Origin of the sequence: Nitratireductor sp. L15S-10, assembly GCF_045011005.1 — a bacterium.
Lineage (GTDB): Bacteria > Pseudomonadota > Alphaproteobacteria > Rhizobiales > Rhizobiaceae > Nitratireductor.
The window spans coordinates 2,910,193-2,935,683 of the sequence record NZ_CP120674.1 but is presented as its reverse complement, the minus strand read 5'-3'; the positions used below and the strand labels follow the sequence as shown (position 1 = coordinate 2,935,683).

General features: G+C 61.7%; 15 protein-coding genes. 9 read left to right on the top strand and 6 right to left on the bottom strand.

All coding sequences use genetic code 11. From position 1 onward, the window contains the following. Window positions 1-26: 26 nt before the first annotated feature. Genes P2W41_RS14050 through P2W41_RS14030 form a run of 5 tightly spaced genes read right to left on the bottom strand, consistent with a single transcriptional unit; the run spans window position 27 to window position 13,855 of the window. Window positions 27-2,834: a condensation domain-containing protein gene (locus P2W41_RS14050; RefSeq protein WP_404933476.1), complete on the bottom strand. Its 2,808-nt coding sequence runs from the start codon at window positions 2,832-2,834 to the stop codon at window positions 27-29. Continuing rightward, complete coding sequence (locus P2W41_RS14045; protein WP_404933475.1) at window positions 2,831-10,813, bottom strand: amino acid adenylation domain-containing protein; 7,983 nt, start codon at window positions 10,811-10,813, stop codon at window positions 2,831-2,833. The genes P2W41_RS14050 and P2W41_RS14045 overlap by 4 nt, the downstream gene beginning before the upstream one ends. Next, window positions 10,810-12,744: a non-ribosomal peptide synthetase gene (locus P2W41_RS14040; RefSeq protein WP_404933474.1), complete on the bottom strand. Its 1,935-nt coding sequence runs from the start codon at window positions 12,742-12,744 to the stop codon at window positions 10,810-10,812. Before P2W41_RS14040 ends, P2W41_RS14045 begins: the two co-directional genes overlap by 4 nt. A 54-nt stretch (window positions 12,745-12,798) precedes the next feature. Further along, entirely contained in the window at window positions 12,799-12,945 is a 147-nt protein-coding gene (locus P2W41_RS14035) for a hypothetical protein (protein ID WP_404933473.1), read from the bottom strand. A 55-nt stretch (window positions 12,946-13,000) separates the two neighbouring features. Beyond that, window positions 13,001-13,855 (bottom strand): glycoside hydrolase family 16 protein, encoded by an 855-nt coding sequence (locus P2W41_RS14030; protein ID WP_404933472.1) that lies wholly within the window; start codon window positions 13,853-13,855, stop codon window positions 13,001-13,003. Between the two features lie 171 nt (window positions 13,856-14,026). Between P2W41_RS14030 and P2W41_RS14025 the strand changes: the two genes are divergently transcribed. The 4 genes from P2W41_RS14025 (at window position 14,027) to P2W41_RS14010 (ending at window position 18,949) form a co-directional block, all read left to right on the top strand. Continuing rightward, window positions 14,027-15,436: a hypothetical protein gene (locus P2W41_RS14025; protein ID WP_292899666.1), complete on the top strand. Its 1,410-nt coding sequence runs from the start codon at window positions 14,027-14,029 to the stop codon at window positions 15,434-15,436. Continuing rightward, the gene (locus tag P2W41_RS14020) at window positions 15,433-16,638 is read left to right on the top strand and encodes a polysaccharide pyruvyl transferase family protein (RefSeq protein ID WP_292899668.1); all 1,206 of its coding nucleotides are present in this window, start codon (window positions 15,433-15,435) and stop codon (window positions 16,636-16,638) included. The genes P2W41_RS14025 and P2W41_RS14020 overlap by 4 nt, the downstream gene beginning before the upstream one ends. Window positions 16,639-16,957: 319 nt before the next feature. Further along, window positions 16,958-17,701 carry a Crp/Fnr family transcriptional regulator gene (locus tag P2W41_RS14015; protein WP_292899670.1) on the top strand — a complete coding sequence of 248 codons (744 nt, stop codon included), beginning with the start codon at window positions 16,958-16,960 and terminating at the stop codon, window positions 17,699-17,701. Between the two features lie 534 nt (window positions 17,702-18,235). Further along, window positions 18,236-18,949, top strand: a complete 714-nt coding sequence (locus P2W41_RS14010) for a LuxR C-terminal-related transcriptional regulator (RefSeq protein WP_404933471.1) — start codon at window positions 18,236-18,238, stop codon at window positions 18,947-18,949. 92 nt (window positions 18,950-19,041) lie between these two features. On the opposite strand, the gene P2W41_RS14005 is transcribed toward P2W41_RS14010, so the two are convergent. Continuing rightward, the gene (locus tag P2W41_RS14005) at window positions 19,042-19,410 is read right to left on the bottom strand and encodes a cupin domain-containing protein (protein ID WP_292899674.1); all 369 of its coding nucleotides are present in this window, start codon (window positions 19,408-19,410) and stop codon (window positions 19,042-19,044) included. A gap of 215 nt (window positions 19,411-19,625) precedes the next feature. Between P2W41_RS14005 and P2W41_RS14000 the strand changes: the two genes are divergently transcribed. Genes P2W41_RS14000 through P2W41_RS13980 form a run of 5 tightly spaced genes read left to right on the top strand, consistent with a single transcriptional unit; the run spans window position 19,626 to window position 25,475 of the window. After that, a complete protein-coding gene (locus P2W41_RS14000) occupies window positions 19,626-20,636 on the top strand; it encodes a BMP family ABC transporter substrate-binding protein (protein ID WP_404933470.1) in 1,011 nt (336 codons plus the stop codon). A gap of 22 nt (window positions 20,637-20,658) precedes the next feature. Beyond that, entirely contained in the window at window positions 20,659-22,194 is a 1,536-nt protein-coding gene (locus P2W41_RS13995) for an ABC transporter ATP-binding protein (RefSeq protein ID WP_404933468.1), read from the top strand. Then, entirely contained in the window at window positions 22,191-23,252 is a 1,062-nt protein-coding gene (locus P2W41_RS13990) for an ABC transporter permease (protein WP_404933466.1), read from the top strand. Before P2W41_RS13995 ends, P2W41_RS13990 begins: the two co-directional genes overlap by 4 nt. After that, entirely contained in the window at window positions 23,245-24,159 is a 915-nt protein-coding gene (locus P2W41_RS13985) for an ABC transporter permease (protein ID WP_404933465.1), read from the top strand. The genes P2W41_RS13990 and P2W41_RS13985 overlap by 8 nt, the downstream gene beginning before the upstream one ends. After that, window positions 24,156-25,475, top strand: a complete 1,320-nt coding sequence (locus P2W41_RS13980; RefSeq protein ID WP_404933464.1) for an amidohydrolase family protein — start codon at window positions 24,156-24,158, stop codon at window positions 25,473-25,475. The genes P2W41_RS13985 and P2W41_RS13980 overlap by 4 nt, the downstream gene beginning before the upstream one ends. Window positions 25,476-25,491: the final 16 nt, after the last annotated feature.

The window sequence follows — 25,491 nt, the reverse complement described above, 5'->3', positions numbered from 1 at the left end:
GCGCTGGCCTTTGCTTGCCCTTATGTTCAGGAGTGGTGTTCAGCGCTGCCTCCCAGTTCAAGACGTTCGCCGAGCACGGATGAAAGCTTGTCGATCCCCATTTCGCTGAGCGAATCCTCGTGCCAGCCACTGAGATCGAAAACCGGCGATTCATCCGGCACGAAACCACGCCACCCGAACAGAAGCTGCCTTGCGCGCCGGTGCGTGGCCTGACTGCGGAAGAAGAGAACGGTTTCGCCGGAAAGCGCACGCGGACTGTAGCGCCGGGCCGCACGAACGAGATACTGGGTAACCGCTTCGGTGGTTTGCTCTTCCTCGTTCATGGCACGGGCAGGTGCGAAGCGCTCGACCAGCTTCAGCGAAAGGCTGAACTCCTTCAGGTAGGTAATCAGCGACATGCGCCCGCGTAAAAGCTTGCCGGTGAAATAGACGAGACGCTTTGCCCGTTTCTCGGTGTTCCAGCGCCAGCGCGTCATGGCCGGTTGCGAACGCACATAACCGGGTGCCCAGCTGTCGATCAGTGCGACAAAACTCACATCATGACCCTCAACACGAAGCTGCCGGGTCATCTCGGCAGCCAGGATGCCGTTGACGCACAGTCCCACCAGCGCGACGGTTTTTGGTGTGTCGCCAAGCTGCATGGCGTCCACCGCATCGCCGGCGATCTTTTCCAGCGAAAAGCCTTCGGTTTCTTCATCGATCCTCGCGTTGAACATGTGAAGATTGACGACGGAGGCATGGCCGGGAAGCGACTTCGCCATTCGGTAGTAGAGGAAGGGGTGATTGAGCGTATAGACCGCGCAGTCTCCGCTGCCCTGCCGGTAGATGGTGGTTTCCCACTCGACCGCAGCCGATGGAGAGATGTTCGGTTCTTCGATGGACGCAGTCTGAGAGCCAAAGATAGCGGACGCGAAGCCCGAGAGCGTCGGCTCCCTGAACAGGAGGGCGAGGTCAGGCTGGATGCCGAAGGCCTCGCGCACGCCGGAGAACATTCTGAGAGCCAGAAGCGAATGACCGCCCAGCGCAAAAAAATCGTCGTTTGCATCCACCCGCGGCACGTCGAGCACACGCGCCCAGATCCGGCCAAGCTCCGCCTGCCTGTCTGCCGGCGGGGCCGGGCTTCTGGCAGTAACCGGGGCAGGGACATTGACCGTGGGTGGCGGCACAGGAGAGGATACCGCCGGCAATTCCACTGCGCCGTCCGCCCGTCTCGGCAGGGAAAGAAGAACGCTGATTGCGGCGGGTAACTCTTCCTCTGGCAGCCGTTCTGCCAGATAGGCGTTCAGTTGCGCTGGAAGGGTCTCGAGCGGCACCATGAGCCCTGCACTCGGCACGACGAACGCATGGGACCGGCTGGACGGGCCGTCTCGCCGGACCGCGACATCGGCGACATCCGGGTGCGCGAGAAGCAGCGCTTCCAGCCGCGATGTCGGTTTCTGCTGCGCTTCTTTCGGCAAACTGCCGTCGCGAACCGGTCCTGACATCGCACTGATCTTCGCCTGTGGATCGTCGAGCGCAAAGGCATAGGCCTTCTGCCACAGATCGAGCAGCTCCCGCGCCGTCGCTTCGTCAAAGAGATCGGTGTTGTATTCCACCGACATGCGCCAGCCGGTCGGCCGGCCGATCATGATGAAATTAAGGTCATAGATCACGCCCGGCGATTGCGACGGGGCGCTGATCAGCTCGAAATCGCCATAGCGCGTGTCTTCCAGAAAAGCCTTCTGCTGGTTGAAGTTGATCGAGACGAGTGGGTTGCGGGATGGATCGCGCACCGGGTTGACCAGCTCGACAAGATTGTTGAACGGCATCTTCTGGTGGTTGAGGGCAGCCCCCACGGTAGCGCTGACCCTCGAGAGGTGATCGGCAAAGCTCAACTCGTCGGCAATATCGAAACGCAGCACAAGATTATTGATGAAAACGCCGATCAGGCTCTCCAGGTCCACATCCTCGCGCCCGGCGATCTGCGTGCCGAACAGCACTTCGCGCTCGCCAGAATAGTGGTGAAGTGCAGCACTGATGACCGCCGCGCCATAGCTGAACAGCGAAACGTGATGCGCGCGCGCCGCAGCCTCGATCCGCTCGCCGAATTCCAGCGGCAGCACGGCGGAAAAGATCTCCCCCCGGCTGGTTTTCACACGCCCGCGCGGCCGGTCCGGCCTGATCTCGAAATAGGGCGCATCGCGCAACTGTTCTCGCCAGTAGGTCTTCTCCGCTTCGAAACCGTAGCTGTTGCGGTATTCTTCCTGCCACAGCGCGAAGTCGCCATACTGCAGCGCCAGCTCTGGCAGGTGCGGCGCGCGTTTCGCGTCGATGGCCGCTGCGAGTTCTCCCACTTCGCGGCCCAGAACGCGGATCGACCAGCCGTCGAAACAGCTTTGATGCGCGGTGATAAGAATGAAACCGCGCCTGTTCTCCACCATTAGCAGCGTGACGCGGAAAAGCCCCGGTTGGCCAAGGTCGAAGGGCGCTGCCGCCGTTTCCCTGCTTATCGACTGGATGCGCGCCTCGCGCTGGTCTTCCGGTACGTGGCGCAGGTCGATGACCGGCATGCGGAACTCGACCCCGCGCACCACCTGCTGCCGGGGTTGTCCATCCGTCTCCACGAAACGCGTGCGCAGGATCTCGTGTCGCCTGATGATTTGTCGGAAAGCCTCTTCGATGCTCTCGGTTCTGAAGTTCCCCCGAATCTCCCACCGCACGGCAACGTTGAGCGCGGGGTTTCCCGGATTAAGGCGATCCAGGAACCAGCAGCGCATCTGCGTCTGCGTGCAGGGAAACTCGCCGATGATGTCGCTCGCGGCGAAAGCCTGCGGCCTGTGTTCAATGTCGCTCATCCGTGTGCCTCCATGCGGCGGCGCGCGCCGTGCCGGAAATCTTTCAGCGAAGGCACATGCGGCTTGATCCCGTTCATAGTCTCGTCATCGGCCCCATCGGCGATCAGCGCCAGCTCCCCGATCGTGGGGTGTTGCAGGAGATGCCGCGCCTCCAGCGGCAGGCCGGCATCGATCATCCGGGCTGCGATGCGGAAAATGCTGAGCGAATCCGCCCCCAGCGCGTAGATGTTCTCCTCCACGCCGATTTCGGGAATGTTGAGCACATCGCGCCAGATGGCCGAGAGTTTCTCTTCCATGGGCGTGCGCGGCGCGGTGCGGATGATGGCCGCCTCCTGCCGCGGAATGCCCTGTTTTTCGAGCGTCTTGCGGTCGAGCTTGCCATTGGCCGTCTGAGGCAGTGCTTCGGTATGGACCCAGAATGCGGGCACCATGTGGCCGGGGAGATGCGCCTTCGCATGGGCGCTCAGCGCCTTTGGGTCTGGTGGGTTCGCCGGATCATCAGGCACGGTGTGACACACAAGCTGCCGGTCGCCATTGCGGTTCACGGGGGCGACAACGGCGCACTGGCGCACGCCCTCGGCTTTTGCGATGACCGCCTCGATGTCGCCCAGCTCGATGCGGAAACCGCGCAGCTTGATCTGGTTGTCGCGGCGCCCGAGAAGCTGGAGCGACCCATCGGCCAGGCGCCGCCCCACATCTCCCGTCTTGTAGAGCCGCTGCGGAACACCACCAATCGACACATTGCGGAAAGCGGCCTGCGTCTGTTCGACACTGTTGAAATAGCCGAGGGCGAGCCCGTCGCCGCCGATGTTCAGTTCACCCGTTACGCCCACGGGCGCGAGCCGGTTGCGCGCATCCAGAATGTAAAGCTGCGTGTTGGCGATGGGGTGGCCGATGGTGATCGGCGCATCCGGATCGTCGATCCTCGCGACCGACGACCAGATCGTGGTCTCGGTCGGCCCATACATGTTCCACAATTCGCCGCCCAGTGCGCTCAGGCTCTGCGCCAGCGCTGCGGGCAGCGGTTCGCCGCCGCACAGCATCTTGAGAGATTTCCTCTCGCCAAGCCCCGCTTCGACAAGCATCTGCCAGAGCGTCGGCGTCGCCTGCAAAACCGTTGCGCCGCATTCGTCGAGACGCTCAACCAGCCGGAACCCGTCCTGCACCTCGATCCGGTCGGCGATCACCACGCGGCCACCGCAGATCAGCGGCAGGTAGAGTTCCAGCGCGGCGATGTCGAACGAAATGGTGGTGACGGCAAGCAGCGTGTCGTCTGCGGCAAAGCCGGGCTCCTTCGCCATGGAGGTGAGGAGGTTCACGAGCGCGTTGTGCGGAACCTCCACGCCCTTCGGCACGCCGGTCGAGCCGGACGTGAAGATGATGTAGGCCGCAGCCTGCGTGCCATGAACCCGCTCCTCCAGCGGTGCCGCCTTCATGGCGGCTATCGCCTCCCGCTCATTGTCGAGCATGATCGGCAGCACGTCTTCGCCGGCAAGACCGGCAATCCTTTCACTGTTGCAAACTACGGCGGAAATCTGCGCCGCCTCCATGGTCTGCCGCAGGCGTGCCTCGGGATGATCCGGGTCGAGCGGCACATAGATGTGGTCGGCCTTCATGATCGCCAGCAGCGTCACCAGCATGTCTATCGAGCGGTCGAGCGCCACCGCGACACGGCAGCCGGGCACCAGCAGCTTTTCCTGGAGCAGGCGTGCCATTTGCCAGCTTCGCGCATCGAGTTCGCCATAGGTGATGCTTTCCTCGCCATGAGTGGCGGCGATCGCATCGGGCGTTTCCGCCGCGCGGTCGCCAAACAGCTCGAAGGCAAAGCGCTCGTCGTCATAGGCCGCCTGCGTCTGGTTGAGCTCATAGGCAAGCCAGTCCATCTCGTCCTGCGTCATGAGCGGCAGGCGTTCGATGGGCGTGCCCATATCCTTCGCAAGAGCTTCGACGAGCGTAGCGAAATGGCCGAGCCAGCGTTCGATGGTCTCGGGATCGAACACGTCGCCATTGTAGTCGACATCGATGCGGATGCCGTCCTCGCTCTCGATCATGTTGGCGAACATGTCGAAATTCGAAAACGCCTTGGGGTTGGGGACGACATCCGCGGAAAGCCCGCCAAAATCCATTCCCTTCGTCACCCGCTCGAGGTTGAACTGAATTTCGGTCAGGGGAAGGCGGCTCGGATCGCGCTTCAGGCCAAGCTTCCGCACCAGCGTTCCATAGGTAAAGTCCTGATGCTCGAAAGCCTGAAGAACCAGTTGCTGCGTGTCCTTCAGATGCTCGGCGAAGGACCGTTCTTCATCAAGCGTCTGCCGCAGGGGCAGAAGATTGACGCAATGGCCGACCAGCGTTTCGGCATCAAGCAGGCTCTGGCCTGCCGAAGGCACGGCGATCACGATGTCGTTGCTGCCTGAGAGCCGTGCGATCATCACCTGCATGGCTGCGAGCAGCGTGGAAAACAGCGTCGCGCCGTTCTTCGCACCGGCCTTTTTAAGCCGCCTGTAGACGTCGCTGTCGATATGCGCGGTGACGGTGCCGCCGGCAAAGCTGCGCTGTTCGGGGCGCGGTCGGTCTGTCGGCATGTCCGGCAGGTCCGGCACGGTCTCGAATTGCGAGAGCCAGAACCGCTCCGTTTCTTGATTGTCTTCCGTCCGGCTCGCGCGCGTCTGCGCATAGGTGGAAAAAGCCAGTGCCGACGGCAGGTCAGGTGTGTCGCCCCGAGCAAGCGCGCTATAGGCCGTTGCCAGTTCATCGATCAGGACATTCGCCGACCAGCCATCGCAGACGATGTGATGGGCCGTGAAGACAAGCACGTGCCGGTCGTTTGAAAGCCGAACGAGTTCTGCGCGCGCCAGCGGACCGCTGACGAGATCGAAGGGGGTACGCGCCTCGCGCTCAACGATCTCTGCAAGCGCTTCGCTATCCGAAACCTCCGTCATTGGCATGTCGATGCGGAAACCGCGCGTCACCTCGAAATGCTTGCCCGTCCGCGCAAAGCGGATGTGAAGCGCATTGTGCCGGGCCACGACCAGGTCGAACGCCTTGCGGAATGCGGCTTCGTCCAGCGCGCCATCGAGCGTGAGATTGAAGGATTCGTTGAAGGAGCAGGAGGCTTCGTCTCCGGCCTGGGCTGCAAGCCAGATTTCCTTCTGCGCCTCGGTCAGCGGTGCCTGTTGCGGCGTCTCTTGCGCGGGTTTTGCCGCAGGTCGTTCGGCCCGCTCTCCATCGGACATCAGAATGCCGGCACCCTGAAGTGCGTCGAGCGTCTCGCCGAAGACTGCTGCAATGCGCGAAAAGTCCTCTTCCGAATGCGCGGTCGTCAGGAAGCAGGGATAGCCGTCCTGGACATGCAGACCCTGCATCCGCGCACAGGGGTAAAACAGAGCGCCGAGCGGGTCGGCATTGCCGAAATCTGTCACGAACCAGCTCTTGTAGCCATGGATCTGCGTCGCAATCCCGCGATCCGAAAGCTGGCCGTTCAGCTCCGTGACGAGCGCTTCCGTACGGGTGGCCACTCGGTCATAGAGCGCACGGCCTTCACCCTTGATGTGCTCGAGTACGGCGCGTGTCGCCGCCAGAACCACCGGATGGCGCACGAATGTGCCTGCAAAGAAGGTTGGCGCGACCATTGGCACGCTGTCATCGCCATAATCCCAGTGACCGCCATCGAGCGCATCCATATACCGGCTGTCTCCGGCCAGAACACCGATCGGCATTCCGCCGCCCAGCACCTTGCCATAGGTCGCAAGGTCGCCGCGTATGCCCCACACGGCCTGCATGCCACCGGGGTCGACGCGGAAGCCCGTTACCACCTCATCGAAGACCAGCGCGAAATCGCGTTCCGTGGCGACGGTCCGCAGCGCACGTACGAACTCGACCGGCTGCAGCTCCGGGTGTCGGCTCTGCACCGGCTCGATGATGACGGCCGCAAGCTCGTCCGCATTGGCGCGGATCCAGTCGAGGCTCTCAGGCGCGCCATAGGGCAGAACCGTGATGTTCGACAGGGAATTTGCGGGAATGCCGGCGGCTATGGGCAAGGTGCGATGCTGCCCCGCACGGCTGCGGCCCTTGACCAGAACCTCGTCGAACTGGCCGTGATAGTCGTTGCCGAAAACGACGACGCGGTTGCGGCCCGTCACGGTGCGGGCAACCCGCATGGCGGCCATCACCGCTTCCGATCCGGTGTTGCAGAAGGTGACGCGGCTGTGCCCGGTCAGTTCGCTGATCAGCTCCGCCACCTCGCCGGCCAGCGGTGTCTGCGGGCCAATGGCAAAGCCCCTGTCGGTCTGGTCGCGGATCGCTTCGACCACGAAATCGGGAGCGTGGCCGAAGGCGGTTTGCCCCATACCGTTCACGAGATCGATATATTCATTGCCGTCTATGTCCCAGATGCGCGATCCCTTCGAGCGGTCGGAGACTATCGGAAAGACCAGTTCCTTCCAGTCGGCGCGAAAGCCGGAGGCCGCGCGCGGATCGGCCAGATGCGACCGGTGTTCCTGCGTGAACGCTTTGGACCGGGCGTTCTTCTCGCAATAGCGGGCGACCAGATCATTGATGAAGGCGCGTTTTTTCTCCGTGAGCGCCTGTTCGCCGGCCTGCGCGCCGGGCTTGTACACGCGGATGCGGCCGCCGCCGATCTCACTCTCGTCACCGCTCGTGTCCGGCGCAGGCGCGGCGGCTGGAGCCGGTGCAACCTGCGGCGCGGCCGCCGGCACGGAGCCGCCAAGCGACTGGATAGCCGCGAACTGCTGCGCGAAAAGTTGCTGCGCCATCTGCAACTGGGACTGGAAAAGCGCCTCGAGCCCATGAGGTGCCTGTGGAGTTCCATTCGCCACTGAAGATGGCGCAGCAGACGCGACGTCCGGCGTGGGGGGGACCTGAGCCACCGGAGAAGGTGACACCGCCTGCACGGCATCCGCCGGCAGTTCGGTGTCGAGGTGTCGCGCCAAATCATGAATGGTCGGAATGTTGCCGAGCAGTTCGCGGAAGGAGAGCTTGATCCTGTATTCCTTCTCTACTTTCTGAGCGAACTGGCCAATGAAGAGGGAATCGAAGCCAAGCTCCAGAAAGGTCGCTCCGGCTGCATCGTCTGGCAGGTCTTCGCCTGAAAGGTCTGAGAGCAGGGCGGTCAGGGCGCGTTCCAGTGTGGCGCGCCGGTCGGTTGTCGCAGGTGCAGCGGTCATTGGGCTCATTCCGTCTGTCGGGATTGCTTGTACCGGTGTATCGGGCAGCGTATGGGCAAGTGCCGCATGCGCCCGGTTCTCCGGCGTCGGTGCGTCGATCCAGTGCAACTGGCGCTGGAAGGGATAGGTCGGCAGCGGGATTTTCCGCCGCGCGGTCTCTGGCAGGGCTGGCCAGTCGAGCTCGCAGCCGGCGATCCACGACCGCGCATGGGCTTCGGCGAAAACTTCTTCGCCAAAGGATGCGCGGTCGTGTTCGGGCAGGGACTGGATGATGGCGGCGATGTCATCGCGCTTCAGCGTCTGCGCGGTGAAAACCGAAAGCGTGCGGCCGGGACCGACCTCGATGAAGACGGGCCTGCGCTCGCGCGCGACGGTCTTGATGCCGTCGGCAAAGCGCACCGCATCGCGGCAGTGGCGCGCCCAGTAGGCGGGCGAGGCGCCTTGCGCGTCCGTCTGCCAGTCGCCGCTCACACAGGAAATGTAGGGAATGGTGGATGGACCGTATTCGACCTTTGCCGTCTCTTCTTCGAGCGCCCTGGCAGCCTCGTCCATCATGGCCGAATGGAAGGCATGCGAGGTGTGCAACCGGCTATAGGCAATGCCTGCGGCGTCAAGCGCTGCGCATGTCTCGTCCATCGCGTCGAACGTGCCGGAGATGACGCTGAGCTTCGGTGCATTGATGGCGGCGATTTCCACCCCGTCGCAAAGATGCGCGGCCACCGTTTCCGTATCCGCCCGCACGGAAACCATGGCGCCCGTCGGCTGGCTCTGCATCAGCCGCCCGCGCGTTGCGACGAGCCCGAGCGCGTCCTCGAAGCGCATCGTGCCCGAAAGCGTGGCCGCAACGAATTCGCCCACGCTGTGGCCGATCATGGCGTCGGGTACCAGGCCACGGCTCATCCAGAGCTTTGCCGTCGCATATTCGACGAGAAAGAGTGCGGGCTGGGCAATCTGCGTATCGCGTAGTGCTTCGGAAAGCTCTTCCGGCGCGTCGCCTTCCGGCAACCGGATGAAATCGCGAATGTCGCGGCCAATCAGAGGCTCAAGAAGATCAGCACCTTTGTCGATCCATTCGGCAAAGACCGGTTCGGTCCCATAAAGCGCGCCGCCCATGCTCACATGCTGCGCGCCCTGTCCGGGAAACATGAAGACCACGGGCGGCGCATCCTGTGCTGCCTCGCCGCTGATCGGGCGTTCTGCTTCAAGCGCAGCAATCGCTTCGTCGCGCGTGCGCACAATGACAGCCGTTCGGTGCGAAAAAGCATGCCGCCCCTGCTGCAGCGTGTGCGCCACGGTGGCGAGCGGCTCTGTGCTCTCGCGCAGAGCTTCGGCCAAATTCTTGCGCATGGCGGCGAGCGCCGCCTCGTTTCGCGCCGAAAGCGGGAGAATGACCGCTCGGCCGGGCGATGTCTCCGAAAGAACATCTCTGTCGGGCGCCTGTTCGAGCACCACATGTGCATTGGTGCCGCCCACCCCGAACGAGCTGACGCCGGCGCGGCGCTTTGCGCCCGCCGCTTCCCACGCTACGAGTTCCGTTGGAATGCGGAACGGACTGTTTTCCAGTGCCATATGCGGGTTGGGCGACACGAAATTCGCCACCGGCGGGATTTCGCCGTCGCGCACCACGAGTGCCGCCTTGATCAGACCCGTCACGCCTGCGGCTGCATCCAGATGGCCGATATTGCCCTTTACGGAGCCGAGCGCGCAGTGGCCTTCAGTGCCATCGCCGCCAAAAGCGTTCATCAGACCGTTGAATTCGATGGGATCGCCGAGCGGCGTGGCAGTGCCGTGGCATTCCACATAACCGATGCTTTCGGGGTCTATGCCTGCACTCGCAAGCGCGCCTGCAATCGCGTCGGCCTGTCCCGAAACGCTGGGTGCGGTGTAGCCCACCTTGTCAGCGCCATCATTGTTGACACCATAGCCGCGAATGACGGCATGGATCGTGTCGCCTTCGTCGATGGCGTCTTCGAGCCGTTTCAGAAGCACCACGCCGCCGCCGCTGCCGAAAACCGTGCCGCCTGCCTGCGCATCGAAGGGCCGGCAGAAAGCGTCCGGCGAAACCATGCCGCCTTCCATGTGGATATAGCCGCGTTTCTGCGGCACCGAGATCGACACGCCGCCCGCCAGCGCCATGTCGCAGCCATAGGTCAAAAGGTTCTGGCAGGCCTGCGTCACCGCCAGGAGCGATGTGGAGCAGGCCGACTGGATGGTGAAGGCCGGTCCCTTTAGGTCGAGCTTGTAGGCCACACGCGTCGCCAGCGTGTCGTTGATCGCGCCCACCAGTTCGTTGAACATGTCGACCTGATAGCCGGAGGTGAAGGCTTCGGCCTTTTTCCGGTCGGACAGGATGTTGTTGATGAGATAGGTGCTCATCGCCGAGCCAGCGAAGACGCCGATCGACTGTTTCGCGGTAAAAGGATCGCAGCCCGCGCTTTCCAGCGCTTCCCAGCAGATTTCCAGAAACAGCCGGAACTGCGGGTCGAGCACCGCCGCCTCGCGCGGATACATGCCGAAGAATTCCGCATCGAACATGCCCACGTCGTCCAGATAGGGGCGGGAGGGCACATAGTCCGGCGAGGCGCGCGTCGCCTCGTCATAGGCGTCCTCGATTTCATCGGCTGCAAAGGTGCGGAAGGCGTGTCGCCCCTCGCGCACCATCTGCCACAGCGCATCGACCGAGGGCGCACCGGGAAACCGCCCGGCCATGCCGATGATGGCAACGCTGCCGATGCCCTCATCCAGTCCCGTTTCAGGCTCCATCGGCCCGTGTTTCATCGGGATGCGCTCGTTCATTGTCTGCTCCGGCGGAATTTAGACATGACCTCTCTCTGCCGCGCGGCGCGGCTTTGTGCTTTGGCTGTCTTCTGGAGACTGTCCGGCGCTTTCTCGAGGAAGCGCGCCAGACTGCGGATCTTCGGGTGTTCAAACACCGTCACCACATCGATGCTGCGGCCAAGCTCCTGTTCCAGCGCCGCATGCACCCGCATGAGCTGCATCGAGGTCCCGCCGAGATCGAAGAAATTCTGATCCAGGCCGCCCGTGTCGGTGCCAAGCACCCTGCGCCAGTGACGCGCGATGATGGCTTCCATCCCTTCTGCCGCTGCCATCGCCGCCGGTGCTTCGGTCGGGGCCGGCAGGCGGGAGCGGTCGACCTTGCCGGCGCGGTTCATGGGGAATTCCTGCAGGACGATGGCCCGGCCCGGCACCATATGGGCTGGCAGGACACCCTTCAGACGTCGAAAAACCGCCGCGGCAAGATCAGTCTCGTCGAGCCCGGCCACAGTCTTTGGACGCAGATAGGCGACCAGTCGCTTTGCCGATCCGGCCTGATGGCACTCGACCACGGCATCGGCCAGATGGCCGTCGCGGCGCAGCGCATTTTCAATTTCATCGAGCTCGATGCGCTTGCCGTCGATCTTCACTTGTCGGTCACGCCGCCCTCGAAAATGCAGAAGTCCGTCCGCGTCCATCACGGCCCTGTCGCCGGTCAGATAACAGCGCAGGCTTTCGCCATTCTTCGCGGTAATCGCAACGAAACGCTCCTGCGTCAGCTCCGGTCGGTTCAGATAGCCGATGGCGAGCCCGTCGCCGGAAACTGCAAGCTGCCCTTCCTGTCCCGCCGGAAGCACGTTGAGGTCATCGTCGAGAATATGCGTCCCGTTGTTGGCGATGGAGTAACCGATGGGAACGGTATCCCCCGCGAAATCTGCCGGAATTTGGAATGCCGAAGCCATGCATGAAACTTCCGTCGGACCGTAGACATTGGTGAGAACGCAACCGGGACGGGCCGAAAGAAACCTTCGCGCATGATCGCTCGAGGCCACTTCTCCTCCGAAAAGGACATGCCGCAGCGAGGTAAGCTTTCCGCTGGGATGATCGACGAGAAGGTTGAAGAGCCCGGTGGTGAGCAGCATCACCGAGACGCGCTCCCTGTCGATCGTATCCGCGATGCGTTGCATGGAAAGCGTGCGGTCTGCGATGCCTGCGAGCCGCGCTCCGTTCAGGAGCGCTCCCCAGATCTCGAACGTGGCAGCATCGAAGGAGATCGTCGCCGTATGCAGCACCACGTCATTCGGGCGGAATTCGACAAAGTTCTGGTCGCACACCAGCCGCTGGATGCCGCGATGCGGTATGACGACGCCTTTTGGACGCCCCGTCGAGCCCGACGTGTACATCACATAGGCCGCGTCCCCGCCGCCGATGGATGGAAAAGCCACTCTCAGCTCGTCGCCTGCCGGTTCTGAAAGCGCATTGTCCGTATCGACAAGGGAACCTCGCGCTATAGGCAGACTGGCAGCGAGTGAAGCACTGTCCCGATCGATCATGAGTGCGCGCGGCGCGCTGTCCTCGACCATGTAGGAAAGGTGATCGACGGGATAGGCCGGGTCGAACGGGGCATAGGCTGCCCCCGCCTTGAGGATCGCCAGCTTGGCGATCAGTGTCTTTGCGGCACGGGGCAGAAGAAGACCGACGATGTCCCCCTTGCGCACCCCCATGGCGATAAGGCGGGCAGCGAGTTTGGAAGCCGTACGGTCAAGCACGCCATACGTCATCTCCACACCGCCGAACGAGATGGCCGTCGCATTCGGTTTGACGCGCGCGATCTCCGCCACGATGTGGTGCACCGCGACATCGCGGTCATAGGCGCGGCGTGCCGCTGGCCGTGTGGTGTGACCGGTGCCATTGAGGCCCGGTCGCTCAGCGTGTTGCTGTTTGTGATGCATGTAGACGCCCCGCCCGAAAAAGCCCGCGCCTATGTTTCAAGCATCCGAAAACGCTCACTGATTATAGGGGAGGCGCGGGAAAGAATTGGTTCTCATGCCTTCGAGAAGAAGGATTTCACGCAGGTCGACAAAGAGACAGATGGCCATCTGGATGATCTGCGGGTCGACCGGATGTCTTGTGCTTTTGTGCGTATAGACCATTCGGCGGGGAGGGTATTGGGAGAAGGACGATGCCTATCCCAAAGCATTAGAAATCTCAGTCGAGGCGGTAAGCCCGCACATAGTCGACGATCATGTGCGAGGGGTCTGGAGTGGCGCTCTTCGTTGGTCCGTCCACCAGGGCGAGATTGAGTAGAATATAAAGTGGCTGCCTGTGTTCCGGCTGGGTCTCTGTCTTCCAGAGGAATTCACGGTCGAAGTAAAAACGGATCCAGTCGGGGTCCACCTTCACCCCATATGTGTGAAACGCCCCGGGCATCGCCTCCACGAAGACCGCGTTGCGATGAAAGCGCGAATAATGGCGTCCGTCCCGATGCCACACATGCACCACCGAGGAATAGCCGTCGGGTTTGTCGCCGTAGAACTCGAAAATGTCGATCTCAGCAGTTGCCTTCGAGCGATCCTTGCCAATAAGCCAGAAGGCTGGCCAGACACCCGGCCCCTCTGGCAATTGGGCGCGCATTTCGAAATAACCGTATTGCTGTGAAAACCCGTTGCCGTCCGGGTCCACCGAGGCGAGCAGTCCCGATTGCCAGTCGCCTTCCGGGTCCCGCTTTGCTTCAATGCGCAATTTGCCGTCCACAATACGGAACGGCGATCGCTCACCGGGATTGGCAAAGCGCGCGCCGCCGAAATCTCCCGCCCATGGTGTGTGTGCGATCCACCGCGTACCCGGTCCCCAGGCCGAAACGTCAAGTGTGGAGAAATCCTCGTCGAAGGAGACCTGCATTGTCCCCACATTCAACATGTCAGCCGGGGTTGGGAATTGATCCTCGGCGCGGGACGAGGCTGGTGCAATTGCGGTGACAAGAGGCACGCTTAAAACCGCCGCGCCGCCGACGAGTGCGCGCCGGCGTGTGAGACGAGGCGGTTTTCCGGTGGCGAACGGCAATGCAGCTACCTCCTGTCAGACAGAATAGCATTGCCCTGGTTCGCCTCGGAACTCGTCCAAATGCTGCCCTACTGGCCATAAGTGGTACCCGGCACAACGGGACGCTCAATCGCTTGCGTGGTATTCTTAGCCGGTTTTACGCCGCCTTTGCGGCTAAAGGCGAGGCGCCCCATGCGCATCGAACTGTTGGGATTTTTATCGCTGTTTCTTGGGGCGGTCGTGCTTGTTTCACCGCCTCGGCTGGCCTTTTACGTCATCGTCGTGTCGACCCTGTTTGGTGCTGCAGCCGCTTTCAGCGTACCGGGTCTGGGCGGGGCTTCGATTCTCGTTCCCAGTCTCCTGCTCGCCTTTTATTGTCTGCGTTTTTTCATGGCTTTCGGCGAAAAACCGGTTTTTGCGGCGGTATCTTCGGCGTCGCCCGGCATCTGGTTGTTGCTGCTCACCGTCTACGGGGTGTTCTCGGCACTTTTTCTGCCCCGTCTGATGGAGGGCGTGACGGACACGATGATCGTGCTTCGGTCCTCGGCTGGCCACCGGATCATCGATCTCACGCCGTTGTCATTCTCCAGCAACAATATCACCCAAACGATCTATGCGCTGGGCGGCCTCTTCTGCTTCGCTTTTACCTTTGCCTATCTCAAATGCGGCGGCACCGCCCGCGACGTGATCAACGCGATGCTGTTTCTCGGTGTCGCCAATCTCGTCTTTGCGGTTCTCGACGTGGTTACATACCGAACAGGCACGGCGCATTTATTCGATTTCATTCGCACCGCCAATTATGCCCTGCTGACCGGGTCGGAGAAGGCGGGTTTCAAACGCATATCCGGGACGTTTCCCGAGGCCTCGGCCTTCGCCGGTTACACCATTGTGCTGTTTGCATTTACAGCCAGTTTGTGGATCGACCGTATGCGCACGGTGGCTACCGGGCTTGTCGCCGGATTGCTCTTGCTTGCACTTCTTCTCTCGACGTCGACAACGGCGTTGGTCAGCCTCGCCATGGTGCTGGTCTTTCTTGTCTGGCGGGCATTGCCGGCGTCCTATGGAAGACATGCCACTGGCCGCCCTGCTGCCATTGCACTTGGGCTTCTGGTCGTGCCGCTCTCGTTCATGCTGGTTCTCGTGCTGATGCCGGAGTTCGCGAAGGCCGTGCAGGAATTTCTCGATGAGACGCTTTACTCCAAACTCAACAGCCAGTCTGCGCGTGAGCGCATGCAATGGAATGCGGTGGCTTTTCAGGTCTTTCTCGATACATGGGGATGGGGTGCGGGGCTCGGCAGCGCGCGTGCCTCAAGCTATGCGCTCGTACTCCTGTCGAATGTAGGCTTGATCGGCACTATTTTGTTCGCCCTTTTCATAGGCAACACACTGACAATGAAGAGCGCCGGCGGGGCCCAGGAGCACACCACGATGCGGGCCGCCAAGGCGGGTGTATTCGCGGGGCTGTGCGAGGCGATGATCTCGGGAACCGTCTACGATCTGGGGCTTCTCTTTTTCGTTCTGGCAGGCAGCGCCGCTGCGCTGCGCTGGGTGCCTGCGGAAGCACGGGGACACCGACCGGGCGCGGCGGAGGCGGTGCCATGAGGATCGTCATATTCAATGTCCGGTACAGCCCAAATCTCGGAGATGGAATTCTGGCCGAATGTCTGGAGCGGCAATTGGGTTTTGCTTTGCCCGGCGCTGAAATCGAAACCCTGGATCTGGCCGGGCGTACGTCCTACGGGGCTGAGGACACGGGGCGTTCGCAAGCCCTGCGCCTCTTGCAGACCATGCCTCCGCCCCTCCGCCGCATGGTCGTTGAGCGCGTGATCGGTTCAAGGTTGTCCGCTCTACGAGATATTTGGCGGCAAAAGATTGCCGGGGCTGATGCGGTGATCATCGGGGGCGGTAATCTCTTTCAGGATGATGATCTGAATTTCCCTTTGAAAATCGCGCAGGTGCTGGAGCTTTGCTGTGAGGAGGGGCGCCCGGTTGCGGTTCACGCCGTCGGGGTCGGGAGACACTGGTCGCGCCGTGCTGCCATGCTCTTCGAAACGCTCCGCAGATGCAGACTCATTCGTGTGACCGTGCGCGATCCTGGGGCGCGGCAGAACTGGAAGGAGCATTTTCCCGACTGGCCAAGTCCGGGCATTGCGCCCGACCCGGCACTGACGCTGGCACCGGCACGTTATGCCGTGCGCACGCACGTTCGTCCGCTGGTCGGTTTGTGTGTGACGAATCCACTTGTTCTCAAACGGCACGCCGGCCCGAGGCGGGATGTACCTCTGGCGACCGTGGCGGACTATTTTGCTCTGGCTGACACACTGCTGGGCGCTGGGTGCGATGTGCTTTTTTTCACCAACGGTGCGGTGGAGGATCAGGCCTGTCTGGAGCAGATCGAGAACAAGCATGCCCAAACGGAAGTCGCAGGCTCCGCCCGATGCCGCTTTGCCAGGCGGCCGCGCACCCCGCAGGAACTGATGGCCCTGATCGGCACACTCGACGTGGTGGCTGCCCACCGGCTGCATGCCTGCATCACGGCCTATGCGCTGGGTATTCCTCCGGTCGGTCTCGGATGGGATGAGAAGGTGGAATCCTTCTTCCGGATGATCGACCGTGAACCTTTTTTCGTCCCGGCGCACAGAGGAGGGGTAGGAAACATTTCTGAGCGCGTTCTGGCAGTGTCAGGACAAAAAGGTGATGCTCTCTTCCGGCACCACTGCAAGGAAAAAGCAAGGGAGGCAATCGAGTGTCTGGCAGAAGAACTGAAGCGATCGTCCCGCAGGCCGCAACGTGAAACGGCGTGAGGATCAAGCACCGGATTGGGTGGGTGACGGCGAAGCCGTTGCGCACGAGAACATCGTTTGTCGCTCAAGTGATGCTGGTTCGTGTCGTCCACGTTGCAAGCCAGCTAACGTATTTGTGATTTGGGCAAAGAGCTGTGTTGTCTAGTGTTATTCCGGTCCCGGTGCAGAATTTTCTGGAGTATTATCGACTGCTGGGGACTATAAGCAGAGCTGGGGTTCTTGATGGAACATCTAAACCTCGGGTATTTGTCCCATGAGTACTTCGGGTTGCAACGGTAGCAAATCCGCGAGTGGTCGGGCGCGCAGGATGCGGGGTAGTATGCCGGTTGGGGGCACCGAAAATTACAGGGAGATCCTGCATTATCTGGAGGCCGAAACGGCTCGCGGCATGTTCGGCATGGGGGCGAACAAGTCGAGCCGCTCCGGATTGCGCAAGCGCATCTACTCAAGCGGTGACACGATTGCTGATATGGATGGCCAGAAGCGCGCCGTCCTTCTGGTGGTCTCTGGCTGGGTTTCCAACGGGAAGGAGCTTGAAGACGGCTCCCGCACGGTTGTCGACTTTTCCCTGACCGGTGATGTCATCACGGTCGGGACCACCGAGTGGGCGCGAGAGGAGGTGAGGGCACTTACGGCCGTCACACTCTTTGAATTTCCTGGCGCGATCTACGAGAATCTGTCGACCTACCCGCGTCATGTGCGCGAGTTCGTTCTCAAGGGAATGGCGCGGCGTTACGCACGCGCGGCGGAACATTTTGTCAACATCAGCCGGCGTGGCGCGTTCGAGAGAGTGGCACATCTTCTTCTCGAACTTTCGTTTCGCGTCGGCGTGTATGAGGGGCAGGGCGCGAGCTCCTTCGCCTGCCCTCTGACTCAGGTGGACCTGGGTGACGCTCTCGGTCTCTCGGTCGTGCACGTCAATCGTGTTTTGAGGAAGCTTCGCGAAAGCGGCTACGTGTCCTTCCGCAGCGGCGTGGTGACGTTTCAGAACCGCGCGGGGCTGATCGAGGCCACAGGCTTCGAAGGGTCCTACCTTGCGATTGCTGATCCCCTCGTGTCCTGAAATCTATTCTTTATCTCGACAGTATAACTGGTTATATCAGCTTCAATGAAATGCCTGTGATTACACCCTCTGGGTGCTTGCCAGGCCTGACGCGGCTTCATGTAGACTGTAAAAACCGAATACAGATGCGGTGCTGAGTGGCCAGAAAACCAGCCTTTGCAGTCAAACCGGGCAATATATTCCGGAGAAATCCGGATTTTTCAATTTCTGATGGCAAGTTTCGCGCCGCACAACTTTAATAAAGTAATTCGCAGTTATAATCATATTGAATGATTCCTGCATAAAATTGATCCATGTTAATGCAAAATGTCCCCAATCGTGGGGATAATAAATCTCCAAGTGATAATCCTGTTGAGGGCCTCTGAGAGGGGTTCGCGCCGCCGTTAAACTTTTCGGTGGAGGGTGGGTCGTGCGATAAGAACAAGAATGCGCTTCTCCAATATCACTGGGGTTTGTCTTGGGTGAGTGTTGGGGAGCATAGTCATGGAACATGCGAAGATAGGACAGAACAGCAGCAATAACCTACACGGAATAATGAAAGCATCGGCTGGCGCGCTGGCAGCGCCCGCCCCGGAAGAGTGGGACGAAGCACGAGACGAAAAGGATCGGGAACTCGTCCTTTTGATTGACCCCAGGGTGTTGGACAGGGAATGTCTGGCCCGCAGTCTGGAAACGCAGAACCCGTCTCTCGACATTTTCGCCGTCGGATCTTCGGACGAGTGGCACAGGATCGCCGGGGGGCGTCAGCCCAAGGCTGTCCTGCTTATCGTCGGCAGCCGCAAGATCACCGAACAGGGTATCTGCAACGAAATCCACGATCTTGCCGAAGAATTCGAAGATCAACCGGTCATCGTGATTGCCGATACGGACGATCTGGGTCAGATCCTCAAGGCTCTGGAAGCCGGTGCCAAGGGGTACATACCCAGCAATGTCGGCGTCGATGTCGCCGCGGAAGCCATTCTTTTGGCACGGGCTGGCGGTGTTTTCGTTCCTGCCAGCGGTGTTCTGGCGATGCGCGATGTGATCAACTCGAACAGCAGTAGGGTGGTCGGGCTCGGAAATCTCTTCAACGCCCGCGAGGCAGAGGTCGCCGAGGCACTCCGGCGCGGCAAGGCCAACAAGATCATCGCCTATGAACTGCAGCTATGTGAAAGCACGGTCAAAGTGCATATTCGCAATATCATGAAAAAGCTCAATGCGACCAACAGAACCGAGGTCGCCTATAAAATTCGTGAAATGCAGTCCTGACGGCCACGAAGCACGACCATAATGGTCTAGCGAAACACTCAGGCCAGCAAACGTCTTTGGGTCGGTCGAAAGATCGGCCCTTTTTTTGTCCTTCAGTCTTCGAGATTCACATAAGTCTCTGGCGTGAAGCGCGGTGTGCAGACGCAATAGAACTCCAGATCCTCTGTTCCGGTGTTGACGATGCGCTGCGCCGCACCAGCCGGAATGATTGCCTGGTCTCCAACGGACAGGGCCTGCCGCTCCCCGTCGATCTCCACTACACCCTCGCCCCTGCGCACGACATAGCGCTCGCACACGCCTGTCAAACTGTGCAACTGGGTGGTCACACCAGGCTCGACTCGAGCGATCGCCAGTGAGGTTTCGGGCGAGACGGGCGTGTTCATCAACTCGGTGATGAAGCACCGTTCCTCCGTCCAGAACTCCGCCTCACCGGCATTTTTCACAAACCATGAAGGGGACATGACCAACCTCGTTCACTCAAACTTCCACAATGATCAGTCAGCTTGACAATTGTCAAAGGCCTGTCTGTGCGTCAGTATGCATTCAACTGGAGCATCGGACCGAAAAGTGGCGTCCGGTTTTCGGATTATTCCGATGCTCCAGCAATTATCTAGATCGTCCTTTGTGCGTCCGGATGGACGCACGGCGATCCAAAGACCAAACAGGGAGTGGTGGCATGAGGGGTTTGAAAAACTGGTTGGCGGTGGGGCTTCTGGCGACGACAGCGTTCACCGTACCTGCATCTGCAGCGGATAAATTCTTCGTCTACGTGTCTCCCGATCAGATCGGCGTCAACGCCTTCCTGAAGCTCGGCCAGTCCGGCATTGAGCAGGCTGGCGAGCAGTATGGCGCCGAGGTGGAAACCTATGAAAGCCGCACGGCGGCCGACCGTCTTGAAAACGTCAACGCTGCCGTCAACGAGGGCGCGGACATCGTCGTGCTGCTCGGCTTCGAGTTCAACGACATCGTCAAGCAGGTCGCGCCCACCGCGCCCGACACGCAGTTCCTCATCGTGGACCAGTGCATCGACGACCGGCCCGACAATGTGCATTGCGCGGTCTTCCGCGAATATGAGGCGAGCTATCTCGTTGGTGTCGCTGCCGGCATGCTCACCGAGAGCAATAAGGTCGGCGTTGTCGGCGCGCTCGATATCCCCTTCCTGCATCGCTACACGGATGCCTATGCCGATGGCGTCAAATCGGTGAATGCCGACGCCTCGGTCGACATTCGCTGGGTGGGTGGCGAAAACCCGTTTGCCGATCCGGTGCGCGCCAAGGAGCAGGCTGTGGCCATGAGTGCTGCCGGCGCCGACCAGATTTTTACGGCCACATCAGGCGGTGATTTCGGTGTCTTCGAGGCTGCGAAGGAAAAGGATTTCCAGGTCTATTCCGTCGATGTGAACCAGTGCCCCAATGCGCCCGGCCACGTGGTCGATGTCACGCTGAAGCGCGTCGACAACGCCATGGTTCAAGCCATCGGCGCGATCCTTGAAGGCGAGAAGAAGCTCACCATGGCGCTCGGCCTCAAGGAAGGCGGCGTGTCGACCATCGCGCTCGAGGAAGACGAACTGGCCGACAGCGGCTGCCTCATCGCCGATCATCCAGAGGTCGCGGAGAAAATGCGTGAGGTCGCAGGGCAGATCGAGGATGGCTCGCTAAAGCTCGAAGACCCGATGTTCGCAAAATAAGCGCGCCAGAGCAGCACGCATCATGCGCATCGACCTGCAGGACGTCACCGTCCGCTTTGGCCCTGTCACGGCCGTGGACAGTGTTTCGCTCGGCATCAAGCCGGGCGAAATCCACGCGCTTCTGGGCGAAAACGGCGCCGGAAAATCCACCCTGATGAACGCTCTTTTCGGGCTGGTCACGCCGGAAAGTGGCACGATCAGTCTGGATGGTGAGGCGCGCCGCTGGGCCTCACCGCAGGATGCCATCGCCCATGGGCTGGGCATGGTGCATCAGCACTTCATGTTGCAGGAAGAGATGACGGTGCTGGAAAATATCGTCTTGTGCGCAGAGCCGGTGGGTCGCTTCGGCTTTGTCGATTTCGCCCGCGCCCGGTCGCGCCTCGATGAGATCGCGAAAACCCACGGTGTCGCCCTCGATCTCGACCAGCGTGTCGGCCGCCTTTCCGTCGGGGAGCGGCAGGCGGTGGAAATCCTCAAAGTGCTCTACCGCGAGGCCGAAGTCCTGATCCTCGACGAGCCGACCGCCGTGCTCACCCCGCAGGAGAAGGACCGGCTTTTCGCTACGCTCAAGAGCTTCCGCGAGGCGGGCAAGGCGATTGTCTTGATCACCCACAAGCTTGATGAGGTGATGGAGATTGCCGACCGGGTGAGCGTGATGCGGGCGGGGCGTCTTGTCGCCTCCACGCCGCTTGCCGAAACCTCGAAGGACGAGATCGCCCGCGGCATTGTCGGCGGCGATCTGCCGGCGGCCAGAACCCGGAAGGCCCATTCGCCCGGCAAAACGGTGCTTGCCGTCGATCACCTCACCGTCGCGCGGCGGGGCCGCGATGTCGGCCCCGTTTCCTTCGACCTGCGGGCAGGCGAGATCGTTGGCATTGCCGGCGTCAGCGGCAATGGACAGGCTGAGCTCATCCGCGCGCTGACAGGGCTTGAGCCGGCGCGTTCCGGCTCCATCACCCTGTGCGGCAATGAGATACAAAAACTGGATGTGGAGGCCCGCCGGCAGGGCGGCATGAGCTACATCCCCGAAGACCGGCAGCGCATGGGTCTCGCCCTTCGCGCCTCCGTCAGCGAAAACGCCAATGCGGGCCGCGACGATGCGGGCGCTTTCACCGCCGGGCCGTTCCTGAAACACGGAGCCATGGCGCAGTATGCGCGCTCCCTGATCGAGCGTTACCGCATTCGTGTGGCCGGTCCGCGCGCTTCTGCCTCCACCATGTCGGGCGGCAACAAGCAGAAGCTCGTGGTGGGGCGCGAACTCTCCCGCAACACGCCGCTGGTGATCGCCGAAAACCCCACATGGGGCGTCGATATCGGCGCCATCGATTTCATCCATGGCGAGTTGATGCGTATGCGCGATGCGGGCCACGCCATTCTTCTGGTATCCACCGAACTTGACGAGGTGATCGCTTTGTCCGACCGCATTCTGGTCATGTATGACGGGGCCATTGCCGGAGAGGTCGATGGCGGCGAGGCCAGCCGTGAACGTGTCGGTGCCCTGATGACCTCGCGTGCCGCCGACGCGCTGGGTGCGAGTTCGCCGGGAGCTGCGGCATGATGGCTTTCGATGCTGGCAAGGCCACCCGCAGCGCGCTGCCATGGCTCTTCACCTTCCTGTGGATCGCGGCGATCATTCTGGCGCTGCTGCTCTTTGTCGGCGCGCCGGTGGGCGAGGCGCTTTCGGGCTTCTGGAACGGCGCTTTCGGGGGGCGCAGAAACGCTTATCTGATGGCGACGCTCAGCCGCTCGGCCCTCATTGTCGGCATGGCGCTTTCGGTCATGCTGAGCTTTCGTGCCGGGCTGTTCAACATTGGCGGCGAGGGGCAGCTTGTCGCCGGCGGGCTGGTGGCAGCGCTGGTTGCCGTGCTCATGCCGGGGCCGCCGCTGCTTGTGCTGGCCGTTGCGATCCTGGCCGCCATGCTGGCCGGCGCCTTGTGGGCGCTGCTTGCCGGTGTGCTCCAGCTCTTTATGGGCGTGCCGCTGCTTGTCGGTTCGCTCCTCCTCAACTACCCCATCCGCTACATCGCCTCCTATCTGGTGGCGCACCCTTATCGCGACGTGCAGTCGGGCATGGTGCAGTCGCATCTCGTGCCGCAGGAAACCTGGTTTGCCTATTTTCCGGGAACCCGGCTCGACATCGGCATCCTCTTCACGGCGGTGGCGGCTGCCTTTGCGCTGATCTACAGCTACTGGACAGTCCACGGCTATCAAACGCGGCTCAACGGGCTTTCGCCCGAGTTCGCCCGCACGGTCGGCCTGCCGGTGCGCCGGCTCACGCTCCAGACGCTGGCGCTCAGCGGTGCCATTGCCGGCATGGTTGGCGCAATCGCCGTGTTCGGCATTCACCACCGCTATATCGACGGCATGCTGGTGCAGCCGCTCTATGCCTGGACCGGCATCATCGCAGTACTGCTGGTCGGCATGGTGCCCTGGGCGGTGCCGATTTCCGGCTTCTTCTTTGCTGCCGTCCAGACGGGGGCGGCCGGCATGGAGCGGGCGGCCGGCGTTCCCAAGGAGATCGCGCTTGTCGTTCAGGCGGTCATCATCCTTTTCGTGGCAAGCCGTGTTTCCGGCGCGCTGACAGCATCGAGGAACGATGGAGACGGCCATGTTTGAGCTGATCGCCGATCCATCTTTCGCCGCCTCCATTCCGCGCTTTGTCACGCCCATCCTTCTGGCCGCCCTTGGTGGCGCGCTGTGCGAGCGGGCCGGTGTCTTCAACATCGCGCTGGAAGGCTTTCTGCTCGTGGGCGCGTTTGCGGCGGTGTTGGGGGCCTATTTCTCCGGCACGCCCTATATCGGCGCGTTGACGGCCATGGTGGCCGGCATGGCGCTCGGGCTTGTCTTTGCCGAGTTCAATGTGCGGCGCGGCGGCGATTCCATCGTCGTTTCCATCGCCATCAACCTTCTCGCCGCCGGCCTCACCACCTTCTTCCTGCGCGCCATCTTTGATGTCACGGGTGCCTTTAGCGATCCGGCGATTGCCGGCTTTTCGCCCATCCGCCTACCTTTCATCGAAGACGTACCGCTTCTCGGCCCGATCCTGAGCGGCCAGTCGCTGCCTTTTTACCTGGCGCTTCTCAGCGTTCCGTTCCTGCATGTGTTTCTCGCCCGTCACCGCCTTGGCCTGCGCATTCGCGCGGCGGGTGAAAACCCCCAGGCGCTTCGGGCGGGCGGTGTCAGTCCAAAGCGTGTCCAGCTTCTTGCGCTCGTCGCCTGCGGCGCGCTCTGCGGTCTGGGTGGGGCGCAGCTTTCCATCGCCAATGTCAATCTATTCGTTGAAAACATGAGCGCCGGGCGCGGCTGGATCGCCGTTGTCGCTGTGCTCTTGACCCGTGGCCGCCCGTGGCCGCTCTTCTTCATCGCGCTTCTGTTCGGTGCCGTCGACAGCCTGTCCTTCCGGGTGCAGGGTCTTGGGCTTGCCCAGCAGTTCACCGACATGATGCCGTATATGGCGACCCTTATCGTGCTGGTTGCCCTGTCATGGTGGCGGGCAAGACGCGCAAGAGGAGATGCTTCATGACCGTCGATCTGGTTGTCAAAAACGCTATTGTCGTGACCTGCGATGAAAAACAGACGGTGATCCGGGATGGCGGCGTTGCGGTCTCAAATGGCCGCATCACGCAGATCGGCGAGAGCGCAGCGCTTGAACAGGCCGCGGGGAACGCCCGCAACGTCATCGACGGCATCGGGCACATCCTGATGCCGGGGCTGATCAACAGCCATTGCCATGCCGCCGACAGCCTGTTTCGCGGGCTGGTGGAGGATCTGCCGCTGGAGCCGTGGCTGCAGAAGGTGTGGACCGCCGAAGGCGCGATCCTCAACCCGCAGACCTCGCATCTCGGCAGTCTTCTTGGCTTTTCCGAACTGCTCCTGTCCGGTGTCACCAGCACGATGGACATGTTCTGGTATCCGGTGGAAACGGTTCGCGCCGCGCGCGAAGTGGGCATGCGGGTGTCGACGGGAGGCATCTTCTTCGATGGGCCGGGTGTGGACGGCGCGACGCTCGATGACCGCATTGCCAGCGCCGAGGCCTTCTTTGAAGAGTTTGCGGGCGCAGACGATGTCTTCCCGGCAACCATGCCCCACGGAGCCTATACGGTGGGGCCCGAAAACCTGAAGACGGCAAAGGAAATCGCCGAGCGGTATGGCGGTCTCTTCAGCACGCATGCGGCGGAAACGAAGGCCGAACAGGCTGATGTGGAAGGGCGCTATGGCAGTTCCGTCATCCGCCATCTCGACTATCTGGATCTGCTGGACGAGCGCGTGACGCTCGCCCATTGCGTCCATCTGGACGATGAGGAAATCGCCATTCTGGCGCGCACGGGCACGACCGTTTCGCACAATCCCATGTCCAACCTGAAGCTCGCCTCCGGCATTGCCCGCATTCCCGACATGCTGGCCGCCGGTGTCCATGTCGCACTTGGCACCGATGGCGCGATCAGTGGCAATGATCTCGACATGTGGATGGCGCTGCGGCTGGCGGCCACGCTGCACAAGGGCGCGAGCCAGCGGGCCGATGCCGTCTCCACCCATCAGGCGCTGGCCATGGCGACACGCTCCGGCGCGCGGGCGCTGGGCGCGGCCGACAGGCTGGGCAGTCTCGAAAAAGGCAAGCTCGCCGACATGATCCTGATCGATGTGAAGCGCCCGCATGCGGTGCCGATGTTCGATCCCGTCACCCATCTCGTCTATTCCACCGCCAGATCCGACGTGCGCCATGTGTTCGTCGGTGGCGAGCAGGTGGTGCGCGATGGCGTGCTCACCCGTCACACGATCGACGACACGATGGACGCGGTGGCAGGGCTCGCGCCGCGCATCGCCGCCACCGTGGCCTGACAGTAAAACTCTGGGA